This is a genomic window from Thalassotalea euphylliae (assembly GCF_003390335.1).
Lineage (GTDB): Bacteria > Pseudomonadota > Gammaproteobacteria > Enterobacterales > Alteromonadaceae > Thalassotalea_F > Thalassotalea_F euphylliae_B.
Window position 1 is genome coordinate 2,628,805 of sequence record NZ_QUOU01000001.1, and the last position, 21,543, is coordinate 2,650,347.

11 protein-coding genes are annotated in these 21,543 nt (G+C 43.0%); 1 reads left to right on the top strand and 10 read right to left on the bottom strand.

The annotated features are described in order from the left end of the window. Window positions 1-94: 94 nt before the first annotated feature. Window positions 95-898, top strand: coding sequence for a hypothetical protein (locus DXX93_RS11675; protein ID WP_116008244.1), 804 nt, complete (start codon window positions 95-97; stop codon window positions 896-898). Between the two features lie 81 nt (window positions 899-979). Here DXX93_RS11675 and DXX93_RS11680 read toward each other — a convergent pair whose 3' ends face one another. The 10 genes from DXX93_RS11680 to nhaC form a co-directional block, all read right to left on the bottom strand. Beyond that, on the bottom strand, window positions 980-2,461 hold the full coding sequence (locus tag DXX93_RS11680) for an OmpP1/FadL family transporter (RefSeq protein ID WP_116008245.1): 1,482 nt from the start codon (window positions 2,459-2,461) through the stop codon (window positions 980-982). 568 nt (window positions 2,462-3,029) lie between these two features. After that, window positions 3,030-4,040, bottom strand: a complete 1,011-nt coding sequence (gene pyrD / locus DXX93_RS11685) for a quinone-dependent dihydroorotate dehydrogenase (RefSeq protein ID WP_116008246.1) — start codon at window positions 4,038-4,040, stop codon at window positions 3,030-3,032. Between the two features lie 85 nt (window positions 4,041-4,125). Then, a complete protein-coding gene (locus DXX93_RS11690; protein WP_116008247.1) occupies window positions 4,126-8,964 on the bottom strand; it encodes an NAD-glutamate dehydrogenase in 4,839 nt (1,612 codons plus the stop codon). A gap of 369 nt (window positions 8,965-9,333) precedes the next feature. After that, a complete protein-coding gene (locus DXX93_RS11695) occupies window positions 9,334-11,673 on the bottom strand; it encodes an efflux RND transporter permease subunit (protein ID WP_116008248.1) in 2,340 nt (779 codons plus the stop codon). A 5-nt stretch (window positions 11,674-11,678) separates the two neighbouring features. Further along, entirely contained in the window at window positions 11,679-12,689 is a 1,011-nt protein-coding gene (locus tag DXX93_RS11700; RefSeq protein ID WP_116008249.1) for a WD40/YVTN/BNR-like repeat-containing protein, read from the bottom strand. An 80-nt stretch (window positions 12,690-12,769) separates the two neighbouring features. Beyond that, window positions 12,770-14,137, bottom strand: a complete 1,368-nt coding sequence (locus DXX93_RS11705; RefSeq protein WP_116009934.1) for a DUF1329 domain-containing protein — start codon at window positions 14,135-14,137, stop codon at window positions 12,770-12,772. 10 nt (window positions 14,138-14,147) lie between these two features. Then, window positions 14,148-16,199 carry a DUF1302 domain-containing protein gene (locus tag DXX93_RS11710; protein ID WP_116008250.1) on the bottom strand — a complete coding sequence of 684 codons (2,052 nt, stop codon included), beginning with the start codon at window positions 16,197-16,199 and terminating at the stop codon, window positions 14,148-14,150. 906 nt (window positions 16,200-17,105) lie between these two features. Beyond that, the gene (locus DXX93_RS11715; protein WP_116008251.1) at window positions 17,106-17,321 is read right to left on the bottom strand and encodes a DUF2835 domain-containing protein; all 216 of its coding nucleotides are present in this window, start codon (window positions 17,319-17,321) and stop codon (window positions 17,106-17,108) included. Between the two features lie 20 nt (window positions 17,322-17,341). Further along, entirely contained in the window at window positions 17,342-19,930 is a 2,589-nt protein-coding gene (gene pepN / locus DXX93_RS11720; RefSeq protein WP_116008252.1) for an aminopeptidase N, read from the bottom strand. A gap of 114 nt (window positions 19,931-20,044) precedes the next feature. Then, complete coding sequence (nhaC, locus tag DXX93_RS11725; protein WP_116008253.1) at window positions 20,045-21,511, bottom strand: Na+/H+ antiporter NhaC; 1,467 nt, start codon at window positions 21,509-21,511, stop codon at window positions 20,045-20,047. Between the last annotated feature and the right edge of the window lie 32 nt (window positions 21,512-21,543).

Here is a 21,543-nt window from a genome sequence, read left to right on the forward strand (position 1 = left end):
ATTATTTACACTTGTCAGTTAATTTTTAATGAAAATTACTTTAAAGTAGTCGTATTTACCGAATAACTCTCTAAAACAGTTAGGATCTCCTGTTTTGACTAACCCAATCGACGATAATATTCCGAGCATTAAGCCTGATCTTGATCAGGTAGAAGCCTACCGCAGTACAAAAAAGCCGAGCAAAGCAGGTTCTTCAACACCGCCAAGCACGCCAAATGAGCCAAGCCAACCAGCGCCTAAGAAACGCTCTGCGTTTAGTATCTTAAACAATCTAGTAATTTACGGCGTGATTGCAGCTGGCGGTTACTGGGCATTTCAACAAGATGTAAAACGCGAGCAGGAACTTATTTCCGCAGAGAACCGCATTCTTGACCTAGAACGTCAGCTATCAGCGACTGATGAAGAAATGGGTGAATCAACGGTTGCGATGCGCGCGAAACTTGAAGGTTTAATCGAAAAGACTGACAAGCTTTGGAGCGAGATGGACAAGCTGTGGGCATCGGCATGGCGTAAAAACCAAGCACAGATTAAAGAGCTGCGTTCAAAAACCATCAAAACCGAAAATAAACTGACCGAAACCAACACAGAAATTCTCACGAATAAAACTGCAATTATTGAGCTAGGCGACAAACAAAGTGCAACAGCATTTAATATCAATGCACTTACCGATCAACTGGGTAAGGCTCAGTCGGTGAAACAAGAGATTGAAAAGCTTGCGAGTCAGTTAACTAGTTTGGAAAACAAATCATCGAGTCGTGATCAACAGCAAATAGAATTAGCAACTATGGTGGCTGAGCTTGATACGTCAGTGAAGCTATTGATTGAGCGCATGGAACGACCAGCAGCAAATAGTGCTTCGACCAGCAAATCAGCAGCTACACCGACACCTGCGCAATAACGCAAACGTTACCAGCCAACTCGTTTAAACAAAAATGCCAATCATATGATTGGCATTTTTGTTTGTGTCACTAAGGTGTAACTACAACCAGTAATTGAGCTGCACAGACAATAGGTGAACGTTAGTGTCATAGTCAGCGGTTAAATTAGCATTGGTTATACGCTGATCTTGCACATTATATTCAAACTCATTAATGCTAGTGTCTTTCATCCACATATAGCCATAGGCTAAATCTAGCGTCCAATCACTATTTAGTTGCCAATTACCACCAATAGTCCACCAAATACGGTCATCCGTTGGAATACGTGCCGTTCTGCGCTCTTGTGGAATTGGGCTGGTGTCATATGCCACACCCGTTTTCAATTTAACCTGAGACGACCATTGGTAAGTCACACCAAGCGCTAATGCAAAAGTGTCTTCCCACTTTTCTGGTATATAAGCAATGTAGCCATCTTCGTTTAAGTCAGCTTCTGTTACTTGAGAAATAGCGCCAGATTCTTGTTCGCTAATAATACTGATATTGTCGAACTCACTCCAATCCATCCATTGCAATGATGCTTGTACCGATAGTTCAGGGGACAAAGCTTGATTCACACTAATCGAAAAGTTTTGTGGCAGGGTTAGCTCCATTTGTGCCGCTTCTTTTTCAAGTGGTGACGAAGCTAATAAACCAGTATTTAAATCAACAGCGGGTAACTCAGGAGCAACGATAAATAAATCATCACGCCCGCCAGCGGCAGCGCCAACAATAGGCACATTCGTAATTTCAAAATCGTTCGCTAAGGTTAGATCGATTGCTGAGTTGTAAACAAACGCAATGCTTGTTGAACGATTTGGCTGCCACAGTGCTCCTAATGTGGCACTAACCGCCCAATCGCTACTATCTAACTCATACTGAATATCACAGTAATTACTATTGTGAACATCACCTAACCCCAGTGGAGCATAGGCAGCATTAATAAAGTCAGCGTTCTCACAAAGACCACCTATATCTTTAAACGCAGTTAAGCGCCCCTCTGCATACGAAACGCTAACACCAAGACCTACCGAGAATTGCTCGGAAACTTGATACGCGAGAGTTGGCTGTAAACTGATAATGGTTAATTCAGTGTCTTGTGCGAAGTTTCGGCCGATAAAGTTTTCATCGTAAGTGCTTGAAATAGCGGCTGGCGCATAAAGGCCGACACCCCATGCCCATTTGTCGTTAATTGGCGAGGCGTAAAAAGCATACGGCACCACTTCACTAATATCAAAGTCGCCACTAGTTTCTCCCGAAACAGGTTGACCCAGTACGTTGGTGGCCGACACATTGGAATATTCAGACTGCCCAAAGATATACCCACCGCCGATGGATAAACTAGCACGTGATAGTTGTGTTAACCCAGCAGGATTGGAATACACGATGGAAGCATCTTCAACTACTGCGCCACGACCAGCATAAGCATTGCCCATGCTACTGGTGGATTGTTCATATATTTTAAAGCCTGCGGCTTGGGTAATGTGAGAAAATGAAGATGAAAGAAGAAGAGAGCTAATAATAATTGATAATTTTTTATACTGCATAAATTGTTGTAATACTGTTGTAATGCAATTTCATCTTATAACTGATGAATAATATTTCAAACAAGTATTTATACTATTTAAACGATAATTAGCACATACGAACAATATTCACCCACATTGTACTTTTGCTATTCAAAATCATCCTCCAAAAGCCAGCTTTTACAAACACTGAACAATTTTTATGCTTTATAAACAATGGATTATTTTATATAAAACACGCTCAAATATACTTTTTTAAAGCCCATCGAATTGCAAAATTAAATGATTAACAGACTAAATCAAAGGAGTAAGTTCGGCGTTAACTAGCGACTCAAAAAGTATTCACCGACTTGGCGATGCTGAATACCAAGCGTAATTACCCAGCCAATATGCATATTTATTCTATCGAAACTAATGAAGTAATCAGCAGCTAAAAAAGGAGCAGAGCTGAATTATCACGAGGTAAGGCGAAACCTTTATCGCCGAGATAATAAGATTTCAACCTCAGCTTCACATCAAGCTGGGGTTGAAAAGAAGTGAGCAAAGCTTAACTGTTGCTAGCTTATTCTAGGTGAGAGTAACGATTCACTTATAGCGCATCGACGATATCTTTAACCAGTTTTGGCCCTTCATAAATAAAGCCAGTATAAACTTGTACCAGCGAGGCGCCTGCAGCAAGCTTTTCTTTCGCATCTTCGGCAGATTGAATGCCACCAACACCAATAATTGGCAGTTGCCCTGCTAAGGCTTGTGCCAGTTGCTTAATCACAATCGTGCTTTGTTCTTTGACTGGGGCGCCGCTTAAACCGCCTTGCTCATCACCATGTGGTAAATGCGCAACTTTATCGCGAGCCAGTGTGGTATTAGTCGCAATTACCGCATCAATCTCATTTGTTTTTAAGCAATCAGCAATACCTTCAACTTCTTCTTGGGTCAAATCTGGTGCGATCTTTACCGCGACTGGCACATATTTACCGTATTGCTCAGCCAGTGATTTTTGCTCAATTTTTAAGGCAGCAAGCAACTCATTTAACGCTTCACCATATTGCAATGAGCGCAAACCTGGGGTATTGGGCGAAGAAATATTAACCGTAATATAACTAGCGTAATCATAGACTTTACGCATGCAGTGAATGTAATCATCTTTTGCATTTTCTTCTGGTGTATCTTTATTTTTACCAATATTAATGCCTAACACACCTTTGAAATTGGCTTTTCGCACTTGCTCTACCAAGTAATCAACGCCCTTGTTGTTAAATCCCATACGGTTAATCACAGCATTTGCCTCTTCTAACCGAAAAATGCGTGGTTTAGGATTGCCCGGTTGAGGTCTCGGCGTAATGGTACCAATTTCAACAAAGCCAAACCCCATCGCAGCAAAGGCTTGGATACATTCACCGTTTTTATCAAGCCCAGCCGATAAGCCAACAGGGTTAGGAAAGCGAATTCCCATGACTTCAACTGGCTTATCTTGCACAGTTTGTTTGTACACGGCCTTTAATGGTGAGTTTCCGGTTAGATGTAGCCCTTTAATCGCGAAGTTATGAATAGCTTCTGGATCAATTTGAAACATCATCTTTCGAATCGCCGAATACAACATGGTTTTCCTCTTTTGTGTTTAATTATTTGTTTGCCTAAACGATACAAAAAGTCCCCGCTAGGCAGGGACTTTTTTCATTTTTTAATTATGCCGCTGTGTGTAAACTCAACAGCATAAGCTCTCTTAACGCGACAGAGAATTTGGCAAACTCATGTGTCGGTGACATTCTAAAGTCAGCCAGAATATGTTGCCAGCGCTCAAGTGGTTGTGCGCTCTGCTCAAACCATTGCGCCAGCAATGCATCACTGTCGTTGCTGTTTGCATCAACTTTCAAGGCCACAATAGTAATCGCTCTTTGCTGCCAGTCAAGTTCTTCCCTAAATGACGCTCTCGCGAGTGCTTGCCAGTGGTTCGCTACTGGCTGCTTAGTAATCTGATCTAAGAACCAGTGCAGGTCTAAGCGATCGCCCAGTTTAAAGTAAAGCTCAGCGATAAACTCAATTGAACGACCATCTGTTGCCGCAATTTCCGCAATATCCATCACTGAGAATAAAGTACTCAGTTGAGAAATTCGCTTCGCTGTTTTCTTTGGCACACCCGCTTTCACAAGGTCAGCTTCAACGTGAGTTAATTGCTCTACTTCATCGGCAGCCATATACTTATTCAAGTTTTTCGCTAATGTTTCGAACGTTGGGCGATAGAAATCAATCGCTTGTTGGATATCCATACCTTTGTCGCGATGTCTCAGGAACCAACGCGTGGCACGGCGAACATTACGGCGCAATTGGAACAACATTTCCGTTTGCACTAAGGTTTCAATCTTATTGTCTAGTGCGGCGATATCTTGCCAGACTGCGCCCATCTCAAATACTTCGCTCGCCATAGTGTAGCAATTGGCAACTTCGGCAACACTAGCGCCAGTTTCTTCTTGCATACGGTTAACGAAGTTGAAACCCATGTCGTTGCCAAGTTTGTTGGCAAGCTTAGTCGCAATGATTTCTGCACGCAGCGGGTGATCTTGCATTTGTGCACTGTATTTTTCTTGCAATAAGCGAGGGAATGCACCAATCAACAAGCGATCGTGGTATGGGTTTTTGGTGATTTCTTCACAAACGAGATCTTCTTTCAATACCATTTTGCTGTAGGCAAGTAGTACTGATAGCTCTGGACGAGTTAGGCCATTGTTTTGTGCCAAACGCTCAGCAATTTCATCGTCACTTGGAATAAATTCTAAACCGCGATCTAGTTTGCCATCACGCTCCAACCCGTGAATAAAGCGTGTTTGCTCCTTCAACTGCTGCGCGCCGCGCATTGCGGTAATCGACAATGAATGCGTTTGATCATAACAGTCTTGCAACACGATCTCTGACACTTCATCCGTCATATCGTAAAGCAGTTGGTTGCGTTGCTTAACGGTTAAATCACCACTTTGTACCAAGCCATTAAGCAAAATTTTGATGTTAACTTCGTTATCTGAACAGTCAACACCACCCACATTATCCACCGAGTCGGCATTAATACGGCCGCCGTTGGCCGCGTATTCGATTCGACCTAACTGTGTAAGACCTAAGTTGCCGCCTTCACCGACGACTTTTGCTTGTAATTCACTGCCGTTGATACGCAAAGCATCGTTGGCGCGATCGCCAACTTCTAAGTGACTTTCAGTGCCACCTTTAACGTAAGTGCCGATACCACCATTCCACAACAGGTCGACTTTCATCTTCAAAATGGCTTTGATCAAGTCGTTCGGCGCCATGCTTTGCTTTTGCGTGCCGATCATTTTCTTGATCTGTGGTGTTAACTTAATTGATTTTGCCGCACGGCTGAAAATACCACCACCTTCAGAAATCAGCTCCTTGTTGTAATCTTCCCACGTACAACCTGGTAAATTAAATAGGCGCTCACGCTCTTTGTAAGTTGTCGAAGCAACGGGATCTGGGTCAATAAAGATGTGCATATGGTTAAACGCCGCTTGTAAACGAATATGCTTAGATAACAACATACCGTTACCAAATACGTCACCAGCCATGTCACCAACACCAATTGCCGTGAAATCTGTTGTTTGACAATCGATATCCATTTCACGGAAATGACGTTTAACTGACTCCCACGCGCCTTTTGCGGTGATCCCCATACCTTTGTGGTCGTAACCTACGCTGCCACCTGAGGCAAAGGCGTCGCCCATCCAGAAGTTGTACTCATCTGAAATACCATTGGCGATATCAGAAAAGGTTGCTGTACCTTTATCAGCTGCAACCACTAAGTAAGGGTCATCTTCGTCGTGACGAACCACGTCAACTGGCGGGATAATATCGCCTTTAATAATGTTGTCAGTAATGTCTAACAAGCCGCGAATAAATGTTTTGTAGCACGCTTGACCTGCTTCGAAAATTTCTTGGCGCGTGCCGCCAACAGGTAATTGTTTACAAACGAAGCCACCTTTCGCACCAACCGGTACAATCACAGTATTTTTAACTTGCTGTGCTTTTACTAGGCCGAGTACTTCGGTACGAAAATCTTCGCGGCGATCTGACCAACGCAAACCACCACGAGCGACTTTACCACCACGCAAGTGCACACCCTCAACTTGTGGAGAGTAAACGAAAATTTCAAATTTCGGCATTGGCAGCGGCATTTCAGAAATTTGCTCAGGCAAAATTTTGAACGAGATGTAAGACTTGTCTTGCTTACTGCCATCTTTTTGGAAGTAGTTAGTACGAATTGTCGCGTTAATCATCTCAACGAAACGACGAATAATACGGTCATCGTCAAGATTAGCAACGGTATCTAGCGATTGTTCGATTTCATCTAATAGCTTGTTGACCGCTTTGTCTGTGCGCTTAGCAGCAGGGGCAAAACGCAGGTTAAACAATTTAACCAAAAGCTCTGCCAAATTTGGATAGCGAGAAAAGGTATCTTCTACGTAGCTTTGGCTGAATGTCCCACCAATTTGACGCTCGTATTTAGCGAATGCGCGAATAATAGATACTTCACGGCCCGCTAAGCCGGCACCTAAAATCAAGCGGTTGAAGCCATCGTCTTCCAATTGACCAGCCCATACTTTCGCAAAGGCGTCTTGGAACAACATTTGAACTTGCTCTAAATTGAACTCGCGATCGCCAGTTAACAACATAGAGAAGTCTAGAATCCAGCACATTTCACCATCGGCAGTGCGAATTGCATATGGACTCTCACCAATCACGCGCAGACCAAAGTTTTCCAACATAGGTAATACATCAGAAAGATGTAACGGCTCGCCCTTGTGGAACAGCTTTAATTTAACGAAGCGGCTACCAGATTTTTCTTCCTGCGGTTGATAAAACAGCATTTCAAGCGGACAGCTCTCGCATACCGATTCAAGCTTCTCAATATCAACGATTGCTGTGCCCGGTAGCACTTCATCTTTATATGATTGCGGGAATTTTGAGTACTTACGACTCAAGGCTTTACCTTCCGACTCACCTTTGTGAGTGTTGAGTAACGCGGAAAGCTTATCATCCCAACTTCGGGCGGCTTCGTTCAAATTCTTTTCAATTTCTTTCACGTTGATATCTGCTTTTGTGTGATCGACACGAACAATGTAATGGGTTCTCGCTTGCACTGATTCAGAGAAGTAAGTGTTAAATTCAACCTCTTCTTTACTGCCAAATGCTTCGCTTAATAGCTGCTGCGTTTGAATGCGCAGTTTGGTGTTGTAACGCTCTCTTGGCACGTAAACCATGCACGAGTAGAAACGTGAAAAAGCATCACGGCGCACAAACAAGCCAGTGTAATCACGCTCTTGCATTTGTAAAATGCCTTTGACGTTTTGCAGTAATTCAACAACGCTTGATTGTAAAATCTCATCACGAGGGTAAGTTTCAAGGATATTGATCAAGGTTTTGTATGCGTGCGAGCCCGGTGCAAAGCCTGAGAGTTCACATACACCAGCAACCTTTGATTTAATCAAAGGTAAGTCTAACGCACTGTTGGTGTAGTACGCTGAGCCAAACAAGCCGATAAAACGCTCTTCACCGACGACATTACCTTTGTCGTCAAAACGCTTAATACCAATGTAATCAAGGTGTGCAGGCCGATGCACACGTGAGCGAGAATTGGTTTTTGTTAAAATAAGTAAGCTATCACCTAACGCAACTTCTCTAGCTGTTTCACTTAACGTTGAGATCAGGCGTTGTTCAGTGCCCTTTGAATTTTTCATCAAGCCTAGGCTTGAGTCGACATTCGCCGCAAGCGCCATGTCGCCTTTTAACGTTTTAATGTCGTAGGAGCGGTAGCCCATCAAGGTAAAATGATTGTTTGCGATCCACTCTAAAAACTCTAATGAATCCTGCTTTTCTTGGTCAGAGCAAGGTACTTTTGCTTTTTTTACATCGGCAACAACTGCTTGCAGCTTTTTGAGCATTGGCTGCCAATCTGAAACCGTTAGTGAAATATCACTCACTACCGAGTGTAAATCGTCAGCAATTGCCTTTAATACTTTACTGTCGTCTTGGCGATCGATTTCAATAAAGAAAACCGTTTCTACTTTACTGCTTCTCAGTTTTTTCTCACCTGACGCGCCTAGTTGTTTTATTTGTTTTTTGGCATCACGCACTACTTGCATCGGCGTATTGATCATTAAATGCGGCGAAACACCTTGGCGATTCAGTGCAATTCTCAGTGAATCAACTAAAAATGGCATGTCAGCCACAATAACTTCAATAATGGTGTGGCTAGATTTCCAGCCGTGTTTCGACACTTCTGGATTGAAAACTTTGATCACTGGGGTCTCATCTTGATGACCGTTAAGTGAATTCCACAGACTCATGGTTGCGCCGTATAAATCGCTATCGTTGCGATTAGCTAAGTCTGTCGTTGAAATATTTCCGTATAGCAATTGAGCAAAGTGCTCAACTAACGCCGCAGTTTCCGCGGGTACTTTTTGTTGGATAGATTGAGCTACGTTAGTTAATAAAACTGAGGGTAAACCGTCTACGAACGCCATGTCGCTTTCCTTTTGGATAAAACGCGTTGAGTAATTATTGTCTTGGTTAAAACACCATCTCGTATTCGAAGATTTAGCGGACTCGTACTTATCATTATTGTTATTTCAGGCGCAGCATAAATGAACGAAAAAACAAGCGAACTGTGCTTTACATAGCCTATTCTGTTCAGCATAGACTAACGGCGGCAATTTTATTAAGAAACTTAGGGTTTTGCGAGTTCTTTTTTAGTGCAAAAGCTCACTGTTGCACCAAATTAGACAAGCTCATTGTCGAGGGGTAATTGATTATTCAGAAGGGATAAATAGAAAATGGCCTTTCGGCCATTTTCTTGGTTAATTATGCAGGTCTATCAAACCGAACATAGTTGTTTATTTGGCACTTTCCTTTTTTTTCTCAGGCCATAAATAAGCCGCAATCGCTGGTAAGACGATTATCGCCGCTAACATATTCACCAAGAACATAAAGGTTAACAAAATCCCCATGTCTACTTGGAATTTCAGTGCTGAGAAGAACCAAGTCGACACACCAATTGCGAGTGTAATACCGGTTAGCAATACCGCATTACCACGCTCTTGTAAGGCAGTTAAGTAAGCTTTCTTCACACTGTCACCTTCGCGCAAACGCAAACTCATGGTTGATAAGATATAAATACCATAGTCAACGCCGATACCAACACCTAGGGCAATTACCGGTAGAGTTGATACCGTTAAGCCGATATCAAGCGCCGTCATTAAACCTTGCGCCAGCGTTGATACGATATAAAGCGGTAACACAACAGAGATGGTTGCACGCACACTTCTAAAGCTTACTAGACAAAGAAGAATAACCGCACCGTAAACGTATAACATCATCGGTAACTGTGCCGCTTCTACTGCTTCGTTGGTCGCAGCCATTACACCGACAGGGCCAGAGGCTAATTTAAACGTGAGTTGATCGGTATTCAGCTCTTCAGCAACTTCCTTGACTCTTTTAACAACACGGTCAATGGTTTCTGCCTTGTGATCTTCCAGGAATAGAATCACTGGCATCACACTACAGTCTCGGTTTAATAAACCACTGGTGGTCGGCACGTTAGCAATCGATTGAACGAGTGTTTGTTGGTTACGCGGGATAACACGCCATTTGGGATTCCCCTCGTTGTAACCAGCGTTAACAATTTTTGACACCGCCGCTAAGCTGGCAGCCGATTGCACGCCTTCAACATTTTGCAAATGCCATTGGAAGCGATCAATCACTTCTAATGTTTCAAACGAGGTACAAGCATCTGGCTGAGTCTCCACAATCACTGACATGTAATCAACACTAATCGCGTATCGATCCGTGATTAAGAAGGTGTCTTGGTTGTAGCGCGAGTCTTCGTGAAGTGCAGGTGCACCAGCGTGCAACTCACCGATTTTCATGTTTTGCGCATGATATAAACCAAAGGCATACAAGCCTGCAACAATCACAAGAATAACAGTCGCAGGACCACGCGTTGCAAACTGCGCCATCATATGCCAAACGTCGTTCTTGTTCGACTTCTGCTTAGCACTTGCATCTACTGGCTTAGCACCACCTAGTTTCATGTAAGAAATTAACACTGGCAACAACACTAAGTTAGTCAAGATAATCATCGCCACACCAAGTGATGCAGTAATTGCTAACTCGCGAATAATACCGATATCAATTGATAGTAAGGTAATGAAACCAATGGTGTCTGATAGTAACGCTACACCACCTGGAATGAGTAAGGCACGGAAACTGTTCTGAGCGCCCTGCTTACAACTGATGCCTGATTCAACTTGCTTAACAACTGAGTTAATCATTTGCACCGCGTGACTAACACCAATAGCAAACACTAGGAATGGTACAAGAATCGACATTGGGTCAATACCAAAGCCAAGGCTGGCTAACATCCCCATCTGCCAAATAACCGCAACCAGTGAACAAACAATGGTTAATAAGGTTAAGCTAATCGAGCGACAGAAGAAAAATACCATCACTGCGGTAATGGCAATGGCAATGGCAAAGAAAGTGACAACGTTTTTCGCGCCATTAGCAACGTCGCCAACCATTTTCGCGAAACCGATAACGTGTACAGACACTTTATCACTCTCATACTTAGCGCGAATATCGTTTTCTAATTGCTCGGCAATCTTTAACGTATCTAATGGCTCACCCGTATTAGGATCAATCTCCATTAACGTGGCTGTGACCATGGCACAGCTGTAATCGTCAGCTACGATTCGGCCCACGATACCGGCTTTTTCGATGTTCGCCTTGACAACCGCCATGCCCTTTTCGTCGCTTGGTTTGAAGCTGGCAGGAATAACCGGCCCACCGGCAAAACCGTCTTCAACAACTTCAACAAAACGAGTGCTTGGTGAGTAAAGTGATTTCACTTGAATACGATCAACGCCTGGAATGAAGAAAAGTTGATCATGCACGCCTTTTAAGGCGTTAAAGAAGGGTTCATTAAAGATATCACCATCAACATCACAGACGGAGATTAGTACGTTGTTCGCCCCACCAAAATCTTTTTGATGCTTTAGGTAGGTTTGCATGTACTGGTGATTAAGCGGAATATTCTTGGTGAAAGCAGCATCGAGTTTTAGATGCGTTGCTTGATACAAAAGCACAAAAGTCGTCACCACGAATAGTGCTAAGACGAATGCTCGGTGACGAAAAATACCGATTTCAATTTTATTGATTGCTGAATTAATACTCATAAACACTACTTCGCGATTGTTATTGTTCTAACACCATCTTCAGAAACGGCAACTAGACGATTGTTAAACCAGACACCAGCGATAAGTGCTTTACCATCTGGTTGTGACCAAGCGACGAACTTTTGACCGTCGTCCTCACTCACCAATAAAGCACCACCATTACCGAGTAACAGTAACCGATCATCATCGGTTAATACGATATCGTTAATGAGTGCTGTGGAATCTGTCTGAATATGTTGCCATGGCGTGCCATTTCTTAGGCTTCTAAAAACATTGCCCCTTAGGCCAGCGGCGAGTAAATTGCCTTGCTGCGTTCGCTCAATATCGAAAAATGAACCTTCATAAATAGGATCGAATTGCTCCCAAGACTGACCAAAATCGTTGCTTTTTGCGATCAAACCAATCTCGCCAACCAGATATGATGTGCGACCATCCATGACCATTTTATTAAAGTGCGGCAGAATACTGCCTCGCTCGTCAAGGTAGGCTTCTTCGTCCTCCATCTTGAGCTCATTGAGGTATTCAATATCTTCTTCTGGTAAAAACTCACTGTGAAATTCTTCTGTCCAATTTTTACCGCCATCAGTTGTGCGATAAAACAAACCATAAGCACCAATAGCGACACCGTTGTTCTGATCTTTAAACACAATATCAAGTAAAGGTTTTTGCTTTTCAGGTAAGTATTGCTGAATAGTCCAAGTAGCACCGCCATCTGTGGTCGCTAATATCGTGGCATCGTAACCAACAGCCCAACCATGATCTTCATCGGCAAAGGTGACAGCCGTGAGTGTTGATTGCACTGGCACTGCTTGTTGGCGCCAATTTTCGCCATCAGTTGACAGGAGTACATGCCCTCTTTCGCCAACAGCAACTAACTGACCTTGTTCTATCTGGTGAATATCTAATAGTAGAGATTTACTCGCTAGAGGAGCTTGTATCGCAGGCATAGGCTCGGTAACAGCATAAACCTTTGTCGCTAATGCACAGCATAGTGCCGCTGCAACTACATTCTTCATTCCTAAAACCACGCTTTCTTTCTAGTTATAAACAAAAACGGCTGGCTAGGTGCCAGCCGCTCATCGCTAATCAAATGTGATTAACGACGTCCTTCTCGTCTTAAGGCTGCAGGTGTAAACACCTTGTCTTTGAGCTTAACACTGAAGTCATACATGGACTCTTCGTTATCTAAGCCAATCGCGATATAACGACGAGCTTGCAAGTCATGGAAAACTTCCAACGTCGTCCATTGTGTTGGCACTTCATAGTAGTTTATACCATGAGCAATACCTACTCTGTACAATTCATCTCGGTTATCATAAATATCAGTAACCGCTACTTGCCAGCTATCTTCGTCAATGTAGAACACACGTTTCTTATAGATATGGCGCGTGTCATCTTTCAAGTTAGCTTCTACCACCCATACGCGGTGTTTTTCATAGCGCACTAGATCTTTGTTGATGTGACCAGGCTGAAGAATGTCATCATACTTTAGGCTGTCACTGTGTAAGCGGTAATCGTTGTATGGAATGAGTAATTCCTGCTTACCTTTTAATGTCCAGTTGTAGCGGTTTGGAGCGCCGTTATACATATCGAAATCATCGGTTGTACGCAAGCCATCTGACGCTGTACCCGGTGCATCATAAGCAACGTTTGGCGCGCGACGTACACGACGTTGACCTGTGTTGTATGTCCACGCTTGGCGAGGTGTTTTGATTTGGTCCATGGTTTCATGAACAAGCAATGCGGTACCAGCAATACGTGCAGGTTTATTTACCTTTTGCTTAAACTTGAAAACAATATTTGATTCTTCAAGTTCTGCTGGTGTTGCGCCTTCCTCGTGGTAGGTGAACATCAACTGCTGGTCAAAACCAATGTAAGTGTAGTCACCACTTGCCGTAGGACCTGCTTGACCCGCTTTGTTCTGCATTGAAACACCGCGGTAACGTAAAATGTGGTTCCAAATGGCTTCTAAACCATTTTGCGGCATTGGGAATGGAATACCGACAGCACCATTTACAATACCATTACCACCGGTTACTAACTCAGTACGACTCGCATTGTTAATTGACTCATCGTATACGTGTTGTGGATACGATGCTGAGCGACGCGTTTGATAAACATTCATTTTGAATGTTTCTGGGTATGTTTCAAATAACTTGATTTGACCCGGCGTTAGCAAGTCTTTGTACTCGCTCATGTTTTGCGCAGTAATTGTGTACAGTACTTTATCTTCTGGGTACGGGTCTGGATGATGGTCACCCGGTTTGTAACCAGCTGGCCATTCGGTAATACCGCCAGTCCACTCTGGGATAGAGCCGTCTTCGTTAGCGCCGCGCACAGCCCCCATCGGTGTAAACTCTGTTTTTAGCTTGGCAGCTTCGTCTGCTGAAACCTTGGCAAACACTGACGTGCTGCTCACCGCAAGCGATACGGCTAAAGATAATAAGGTGAGTTTTTTCATTATCATTACTTCCTTAAATTGAATACTTAACGCTAAACGAAATAAAGTCGCGATCTTCAAGAATGTTAGTTGTGCCTACGCCGCCAAAGAAGGCATTGTAACCAAAACTACCAGACCAACGGTTTTGATAATCAAAGTCGAGACTAAATGCTACAGACTTGCGATCTTCAATAAACATAAACAATGGATCAGGCGTGATACCTTCAACATCATGAGAAAATACAATACGTGGTGAAACGTTGATACCTGCGAACACGTTATTGAAATCAAGCTTCAATAGTGCTCGGTAACCCCATGAGAATTCATCGGGGAATGGGTTGGTTTCAACACCATCTTGGACCGCCAGCTCTAGGCCTTCAATGCCCGCAATACCGCCATTTCTTGCTGTACCCGGACCATTTAGGCGCAGTACATCTTGATCTGGCATATCATTAATATTAACACCACCCACTTCAAGTAAACCGGTTACCTGATCCGCGCCCATCATAGGGCCGAATAAGTGCGTTAACGTAACTTGCGCTTGTAACGTGTCAGATAAGATAAAGCCCTCTGCGCGCTCGCCTGGCGCAAAGATATCCATCTGTGAAATACCATTTAGATCTGGACGGATACCAGCGTTGGCTAACTGCTGCGGCATCGCGGCAAATAGTAACTCTACGTCATCAATTTGCAGTGGTTCATCTTGACGGTAGCTCACTTCACCCGCGACCGCAGTTGCACCAACTGTGGTGTTGAAACTAAATGCATAAAGTTGAATGTCTTCAGGGTAGTCTAACTCTACTTTAGAGAAACCACGTAAGTCAGCGTAGTTATCATAGTTGATCTGATTTTGTGCGATAAAAGCTAAATCAGCCCCAATCGCCGGAGCGGTAAAGTCAGCTACAACACCCGAGAAAAATGGACGACGGCTGTGGTAGTTCATGTAGTACAAGCTAATTTCAGAGTCGTTTAACTCAGGCAAGAACCAAGAAAGGCGCAAACCGTATTGACCGCCATTGTCTGGTCGTACAAGCGATTCATTACCCGGTGCTTTTAACGTTAACTTAGTGCCATGTGCTAAATAAATTTGCGCCGCTGCCGCCGCTACCGCAGGGTCACCACTGCGCAATGCATCACCTAAGCCGTTTAGGTTACCAATCAAGTAATCAAGATCCATATCTGGGTTGCTTGCGAAATTTAACTGAACGTTATTGAAATGACCGCCGTCGCCAGCAAAATCGTTACCAGCGAAGTAACTGCCTGCTGCTGGAATGACGGTTTTTTCCCAGTCGTATTGATAGAATGCTTCGATGTTAAAGTTTTCTGTTACGCCTAATGACCCCCATACCGCACCAAACGGAATAAAGGCTTCTTTTAACTCTGCGCCCGGCGCTCTAAGTCGTGCGATATCTACCGGGTTTAATTCACTAATACCATGTGGAATTAGCGTACTCTCACCCCAGCTAATGACTTGCTGACCAACACGAATTGAGAACGGCATCTCGCCAATATCAAAATCGCCATAGAAGAAGGCATCAAGAATACGGAAATCACTACAGACTTGCTCTTCCGCGATAGAATCACGGCAAGAATCCTCAGTACGACCTGTTAAAGTATTTGTCCATGCTCTATCTTCATCCGACATTTCAAAATCGTAGAAGTATAGGCCTCGAATGAAGACACCCATGTTGTCTCGACGAATGTCTAGCTCATGCGTACCTTTGAAAATGGTAGAAAATGCATCACCAGCGTCAAAGTTAAGGTTAGCATTGTCACTGTTTGACGAGTACTTACCTTCACCATTCCAGACGTCTGCGCCACTTGGCACTGGATTAAATGCCGGGTGGTAACTGCTAAAATCAAACCCGTTGTTCACGTTATTTGGTTTACTGACGTGATTTGCCCAGTCGCGATTTTCAACGCGGATACTGGTCCCTAGTGAAAATGTTGAGTCAAAGGTAATCTCAAAATCACCTAATTCAAATATTGCGGCATTAACGCTTGGTGTAATAGATGCGGCTAAGGCTGCTGCAACCCCTAGCGCGATTGGTTTCTTAAAAAAAGATATACGAGGGCTATGTTTCATTCAATCTCTCCCCAGTCCTGAAACAAAGTATTATCTACTTTTTATAAATTCTTATTGTTCTAGTGCTTGTTGTTTTTTGCTCACGATTCTTGTGCGCAAAACCATAATTGCATCATTTATCTGAACAGGCAAGCGCTAATATTTTTCCTAAATATACTTATTTTTAGAGACTTACAGGCTGGCTTTAGCAATAACCAAATCAATGTTTAAAACAACTGTTTTAAACAAAAGCAAACAAATGGACTGACCACTTTGCGGCCTAAGGGTTGTCTGCCACCCACTAAAATAAACATTGGCACTTCGTACAAATAAAACCCCCTCTTTGTTTAAAGTATATACTCTACAAAATCTCGTTTGATTGAAAATAATTTGTTCAAACAGGCGTTTGCTAGTTACAGGCAGCTATTAACTTGGTGTTAAATTGAACACTAAGTCACTGTCCGGAAAGGCTTTCGAAGTATTTTATGGGTAATATTGAATGATGTGTATAGTGACAATTAATCGAGTGAATGTAAAAACTGTTTGAAATATATACTCTAGGGCGCGATTTTTATTCAGCTCTAGGTTAGTTATTAAAATAGTGATGTATATTCAAATGCTTACAATATTTCATGAATGATATAGGGGTGAACCCGATAAATGTAGAGGTGTGAGTGTCTTGGCTTGTATCAGTGCTAAACGCTAAAGAATGGTTTGTTCAAGAACGAATTTGTGTTGAATGGTTGTATCGCAAGTTAGTAACAAGTGAAAGCAGCCTTGAGTACGCTAGGCTGCTTTTCGTTTTGGTTTTCCTTTACGTGATCATAGCTCTACGTTGATAAAAAACGACTAATGCATCACTTATAAAATGGCACGCTAAGCAGCTGGCAATAGCTGTTAGCAGCTTCTGTGTATAATCAACAAAAGCTATGACACTTTTGTTAATGACACAAATTTATTGCTCTGTGTTTCCAAACAGAACATGCCATATACGCCACTTGGCGTCATAAACTTTCGCAAATGCATTGCCGGAAATTGAATGCGCTGTCCATTAGTTGCAAACGCTACAACCGTTGAGGCTTGACCGCGATAATAAGGCATCACATCATCCGCTGACATAGACACCTTGAAATAATACTTCACACTAAGCTTCCTATACTTATTTAGTGTTGCGGTAATGCAGCGTTCAACTTTTCAGTAATATCACGCGATAACTCAGGCTGAGCGGCAATAAGTTCGAGTGCTTTGATCATCAACTCACTGTGGTGTTCATCAAACGCTTTGAACTGGATTAACGGTGTGATCAAACGAGAAGCGACTTGTGGATTGATTTTGTCCATGGCGATAATTTGCTCGGCTAGGAATTGGTAGCCTTTACCTTGCGCATCATGAAAATAGCGGGCATTTTGCATGGCAAAAGCACCAATTAATGAGCGTGCGCGATTTGGATTGGTCAATGCAAAATCGTCACGTGCCATTAGCTGCTCTAACCGCTCAAAAATCGTCTCCGTGTGCATATTCGCTTGCAGACTAAACCACTTGTCCATCACTAAGGTGTCGTCAAGCCATGTTTGCTCGAATTGCGACAATACGTTATCAGCAACAACCAGAGGTGCATGTTTCACAGCACTTTGCAATGCACCAAGCTTGCTAGTCATCTCCTGAGCTTGTGCAAACTGTTGCTCAATTAAGTGATGGTACTTAGGTAACTTGCTTAAATAACTTAAACAGGTGTTTGCCAAAGCGCGAGCAGCAACCTGTTTGCCTTCTGCACTGTCGTCGGTTTTATGAAGTAATTGCTTGCTCGTTTGATAAAGCTCGCTTAAATTTTCTTCAAATTGCTGGGCAATAAATAATTTCAGTTGCTCAACTGCGTTCAATAACTGTTGTGGGTTAACTTTGTTTAAACCAGAGACGAGTTCATCAAATGACGGCAGCGTCAACATTAGCGCCTTAAACTCGTCATCATAATCGGCTTTCATTACCGCAGCCATCATACGCATGATTGACTCGCTAGGTTGAGCACTTTGGTTTGCCAGTAAGAAAGCAACTTCTTGTGCCATGATCTTTTGACCAGCATCCCAGATACAGAAACTGTTGTCGCCCAGTTCAATAATCGACAGCAATTCTTCAACCGATTGTTCAAAATGTACTTTTACTGGCGCAGAAAAATCGCCAAGCAGCGCAACAATCGGTTGATTGCTAGCATCAAATTGCCATGTGTGTTGTATGTCTGTCAACTCCAATAATTGTTTCGTCACTTGGTGCGTAACGGGGTCAATCAATTCAATTTTAATCGGAATGTGCAAGTGTAACTTTTCAGGTTGAGCCTCACTTGGCGGAGTCTGTTGTGCAATGGTTAAATTGAACTTGTTATGCTCTGCATCAAATTGCTGGGTTACGGTCAGCTCAGGCGTACCAGATTGGCTATACCAGCGTTTAAACAAGGATAAATCTTTGTCATTCGCATCTGCCATCGCGTCAACAAAGTCATCACAAGTCACTGCCATACCGTCAAAGCGTTTAAAGTATAAATCCATCCCTTGTCTAAAGCCTTGTTGACCTAGCAAGGTATGTAACATGCGAATCACTTCACTGCCCTTTTCATAAACCGTTAAGGTGTAGAAATTATTCATTTCCATCACTTTCTCAGGACGAATGGGGTGCGACATTGGTCCTGCATCTTCGGCAAACTGCTGAGCGCGCAATAGCTTAACGTTTTGGATACGCGTCACGGCACTTGAATGCATGTCGGCACTAAACTGCTGATCTCTAAATACCGTTAAACCTTCTTTTAAACTTAACTGGAACCAATCTCGACAAGTAACGCGATTGCCCGTCCAATTGTGGAAATACTCGTGAGCAATAACCGCTTCAATATTAAAGAAATCGGTATCGGTGGCACTTTCTTTGTCTGCTAATACATATTTGCTGTTAAATACGTTCAGCCCTTTATTTTCCATCGCCCCCATATTGAAGAAATCAACGGCGACAATCATGTAAATATCAAGGTCGTATTCTAAACCAAAGACTTGCTCGTCCCATGCCATTGAACGTTTAAGCGAGTCCATGGCATGAACTGCTTTATGCTGGTTGCCGCGATCGACAAAAATTTCCAAAGCCACAGAGCGGCCAGACTGAGTCACAAACTCATCTTTGAGCAAATCAAAATCACCAGCAACTAAGGCAAACAAATAGCATGGTTTGCGAAATGGATCGTGCCAAGTCACAAAGTGTTTGCCATCGGCTAATTCACCACGCTCGATTGGATTCCCGTTGGCAAGTAAGTATGGGTAAGTGGCTTTGTCAGCAATCACTTTAGTGGTAAAAATTGCCATGACATCAGGACGATCTAAATAGTAAGTGATGCGTCTAAAACCTTCTGCTTCACATTGCGTACAAAACGCACCACCAGATTTGTACAAGCCTTCAAGTGCTGTGTTGTTAGCTGGGTCAATTTCAGTGACTAGCGCTAACGTAAACTCATCAGGCACATTAAAAATGGTTAACTGTTGCTCGGTTTGCGTAAAATCATCACGCGTTAGCTGCTCCTCATTAAGGTGTACGCTAACTAACGTTAAATGTTCACCATCTAAACTGAGCTGGCTTTGTGACAAGTTCACTTTTTTAATTGTAAGCGTGTTAGTGACACGAGTGTGATGGTCATCAAGTTCGACCGTTAAATTAACGGTATCAATGGTAAAGTCTGACGGTAAATAGTCAGCTAAATATTTGGCAGTAAACTCTGACATAGCTTGCCTCGAAATGTATTGTTAGTAACTTACGAAAAATTCAAATAAAAAGCCTGCATTTAGCAGGCCTTTAAAAATTAAAACAGATAATTATTCATGCTAGCGACTTTTGCGCTAAGCAGGCTGCTCTGACATTTTATTCATTTTAAAGCCAGCGTAACCATAAATAATCGCTAGTATTGGATTAATAATATTAAAGAAGCAGTAAAAAATATACTCATAAGAGCCTAATGCTAATGCCCCCATCATAAATGCACCACAAGTATTCCATGGGATCAGTGGCGAAGTGATAGTGCCTGAATCTTCTAGCGTTCGACTTAACGTGGTTGGGTGGAAGCCTCGGCGTTCATACTCTTCTTTATACATACGGCCGGGCATCACAATTGCCATATACTGATCGGCGGTAATTAAGTTAGTACCAATACAGGTCGCCACTGTGCTGGCAATCAAACTCCCTGTTGATTTGGCCGCCGCTAAAATGGCATCAACGAAGCGACGTAACATCCCCAAATGTTCTAGCACAGCGCCAAAGCTTAATGCCGTCATCACTAGCCAGATAGTATTCAGCATGCTTGACATACCGCCACGGCTTAACAGCTCATCAATATTGGCATTACCGGTATCCACGGTAACGCCATCAAAAAATGCTGTCCAAACCACCATAATGGTTGCCTTGACGCCTTCAACGCCTTCGGCGGCCATAGTCGCAATCAATTCTTGTTGAAAAATCACTGCCCACACAGCACCAATCAAGGCACCTACCGATACGGCAGGAAACGCCGGCATTTTCTTATAGGCCAATGTTAACAGTACAGCCAATGGAATAAGGTTTAATGCAGAAATATTGTAGGTTGCTTCAAGTGTAGAGGTTAGCGTGGTTATGCTGTCAGTATTGCCTGTGCCCTGCCCCGAATGATCGAAACCAATAAATAAAAATAGGATTAGCGCTATGGTAATCGAAGGTACTGTTGTCCAAAGCATATTGCGAATATGGGCAAAGAGTTCAGTACCTGCTACCGCTGGCGCCAGGTTTGTTGTTTCAGATAGTGGCGATAACTTATCACCAAAATACGCACCCGAAATTACCGCACCGGCAGTGACTGCTGTCGACATTTCAAAGCCAGTTGCGATGCCAATAAAGGCGACACCGACTGTCGCGGCGGTAGTCCATGAACTCCCAATACTCATGGCAACGATGCCACATACCACACAGGCTGCGGCATAGAACCAACTGGGATCAATAATTTGCAGACCAAAATACACCAGTGTCGGTACGGTACCCGATAATAACCAAGTACCAATAAGCGAGCCAACAGCCAACAAAATCAAAACCGCACTAAGCGACAATGAAATACCATTAACAATGGCTTTTTCGATAGAGTGCCAATCAAAACCATTTTTTAAACCAATAATGATCGCAATACCCATTGCGATTAATAAGGCGATTTGATTAGGACCATAAGACGAGTTATCACCAAAATAAACTACTGCGGTAGAAAGCATGGCAATCAGTGCAATTATCGGAATAAAGGCATCCAGCATGCTCGGGATTCTAGGCTGCGAATCAAGAGGTTGTGACATTATTTATATAAACCCTGAAATAATTATTATAT

Bases quoted from the DNA above. Each gene is read 5' to 3' on its own strand.
- DXX93_RS11700 (WP_116008249.1), bottom strand. From the start codon at position 12,689: ATGAAGAATGTAGTTGCAGCGGCACTATGCTGTGCATTAGCGACAAAG.
- nhaC (WP_116008253.1), bottom strand. From the start codon at position 21,511: ATGTCACAACCTCTTGATTCGCAGCCTAGAATCCCGAGCATGCTGGAT.
- DXX93_RS11710 (WP_116008250.1), bottom strand. From the start codon at position 16,199: ATGAAACATAGCCCTCGTATATCTTTTTTTAAGAAACCAATCGCGCTA.
- DXX93_RS11695 (WP_116008248.1), bottom strand. From the start codon at position 11,673: ATGAGTATTAATTCAGCAATCAATAAAATTGAAATCGGTATTTTTCGT.
- pyrD (WP_116008246.1), bottom strand. From the start codon at position 4,040: ATGTTGTATTCGGCGATTCGAAAGATGATGTTTCAAATTGATCCAGAA.
- pepN (WP_116008252.1), bottom strand. From the start codon at position 19,930: ATGTCAGAGTTTACTGCCAAATATTTAGCTGACTATTTACCGTCAGAC.
- DXX93_RS11690 (WP_116008247.1), bottom strand. From the start codon at position 8,964: ATGGCGTTCGTAGACGGTTTACCCTCAGTTTTATTAACTAACGTAGCT.
- DXX93_RS11680 (WP_116008245.1), bottom strand. From the start codon at position 2,461: ATGCAGTATAAAAAATTATCAATTATTATTAGCTCTCTTCTTCTTTCA.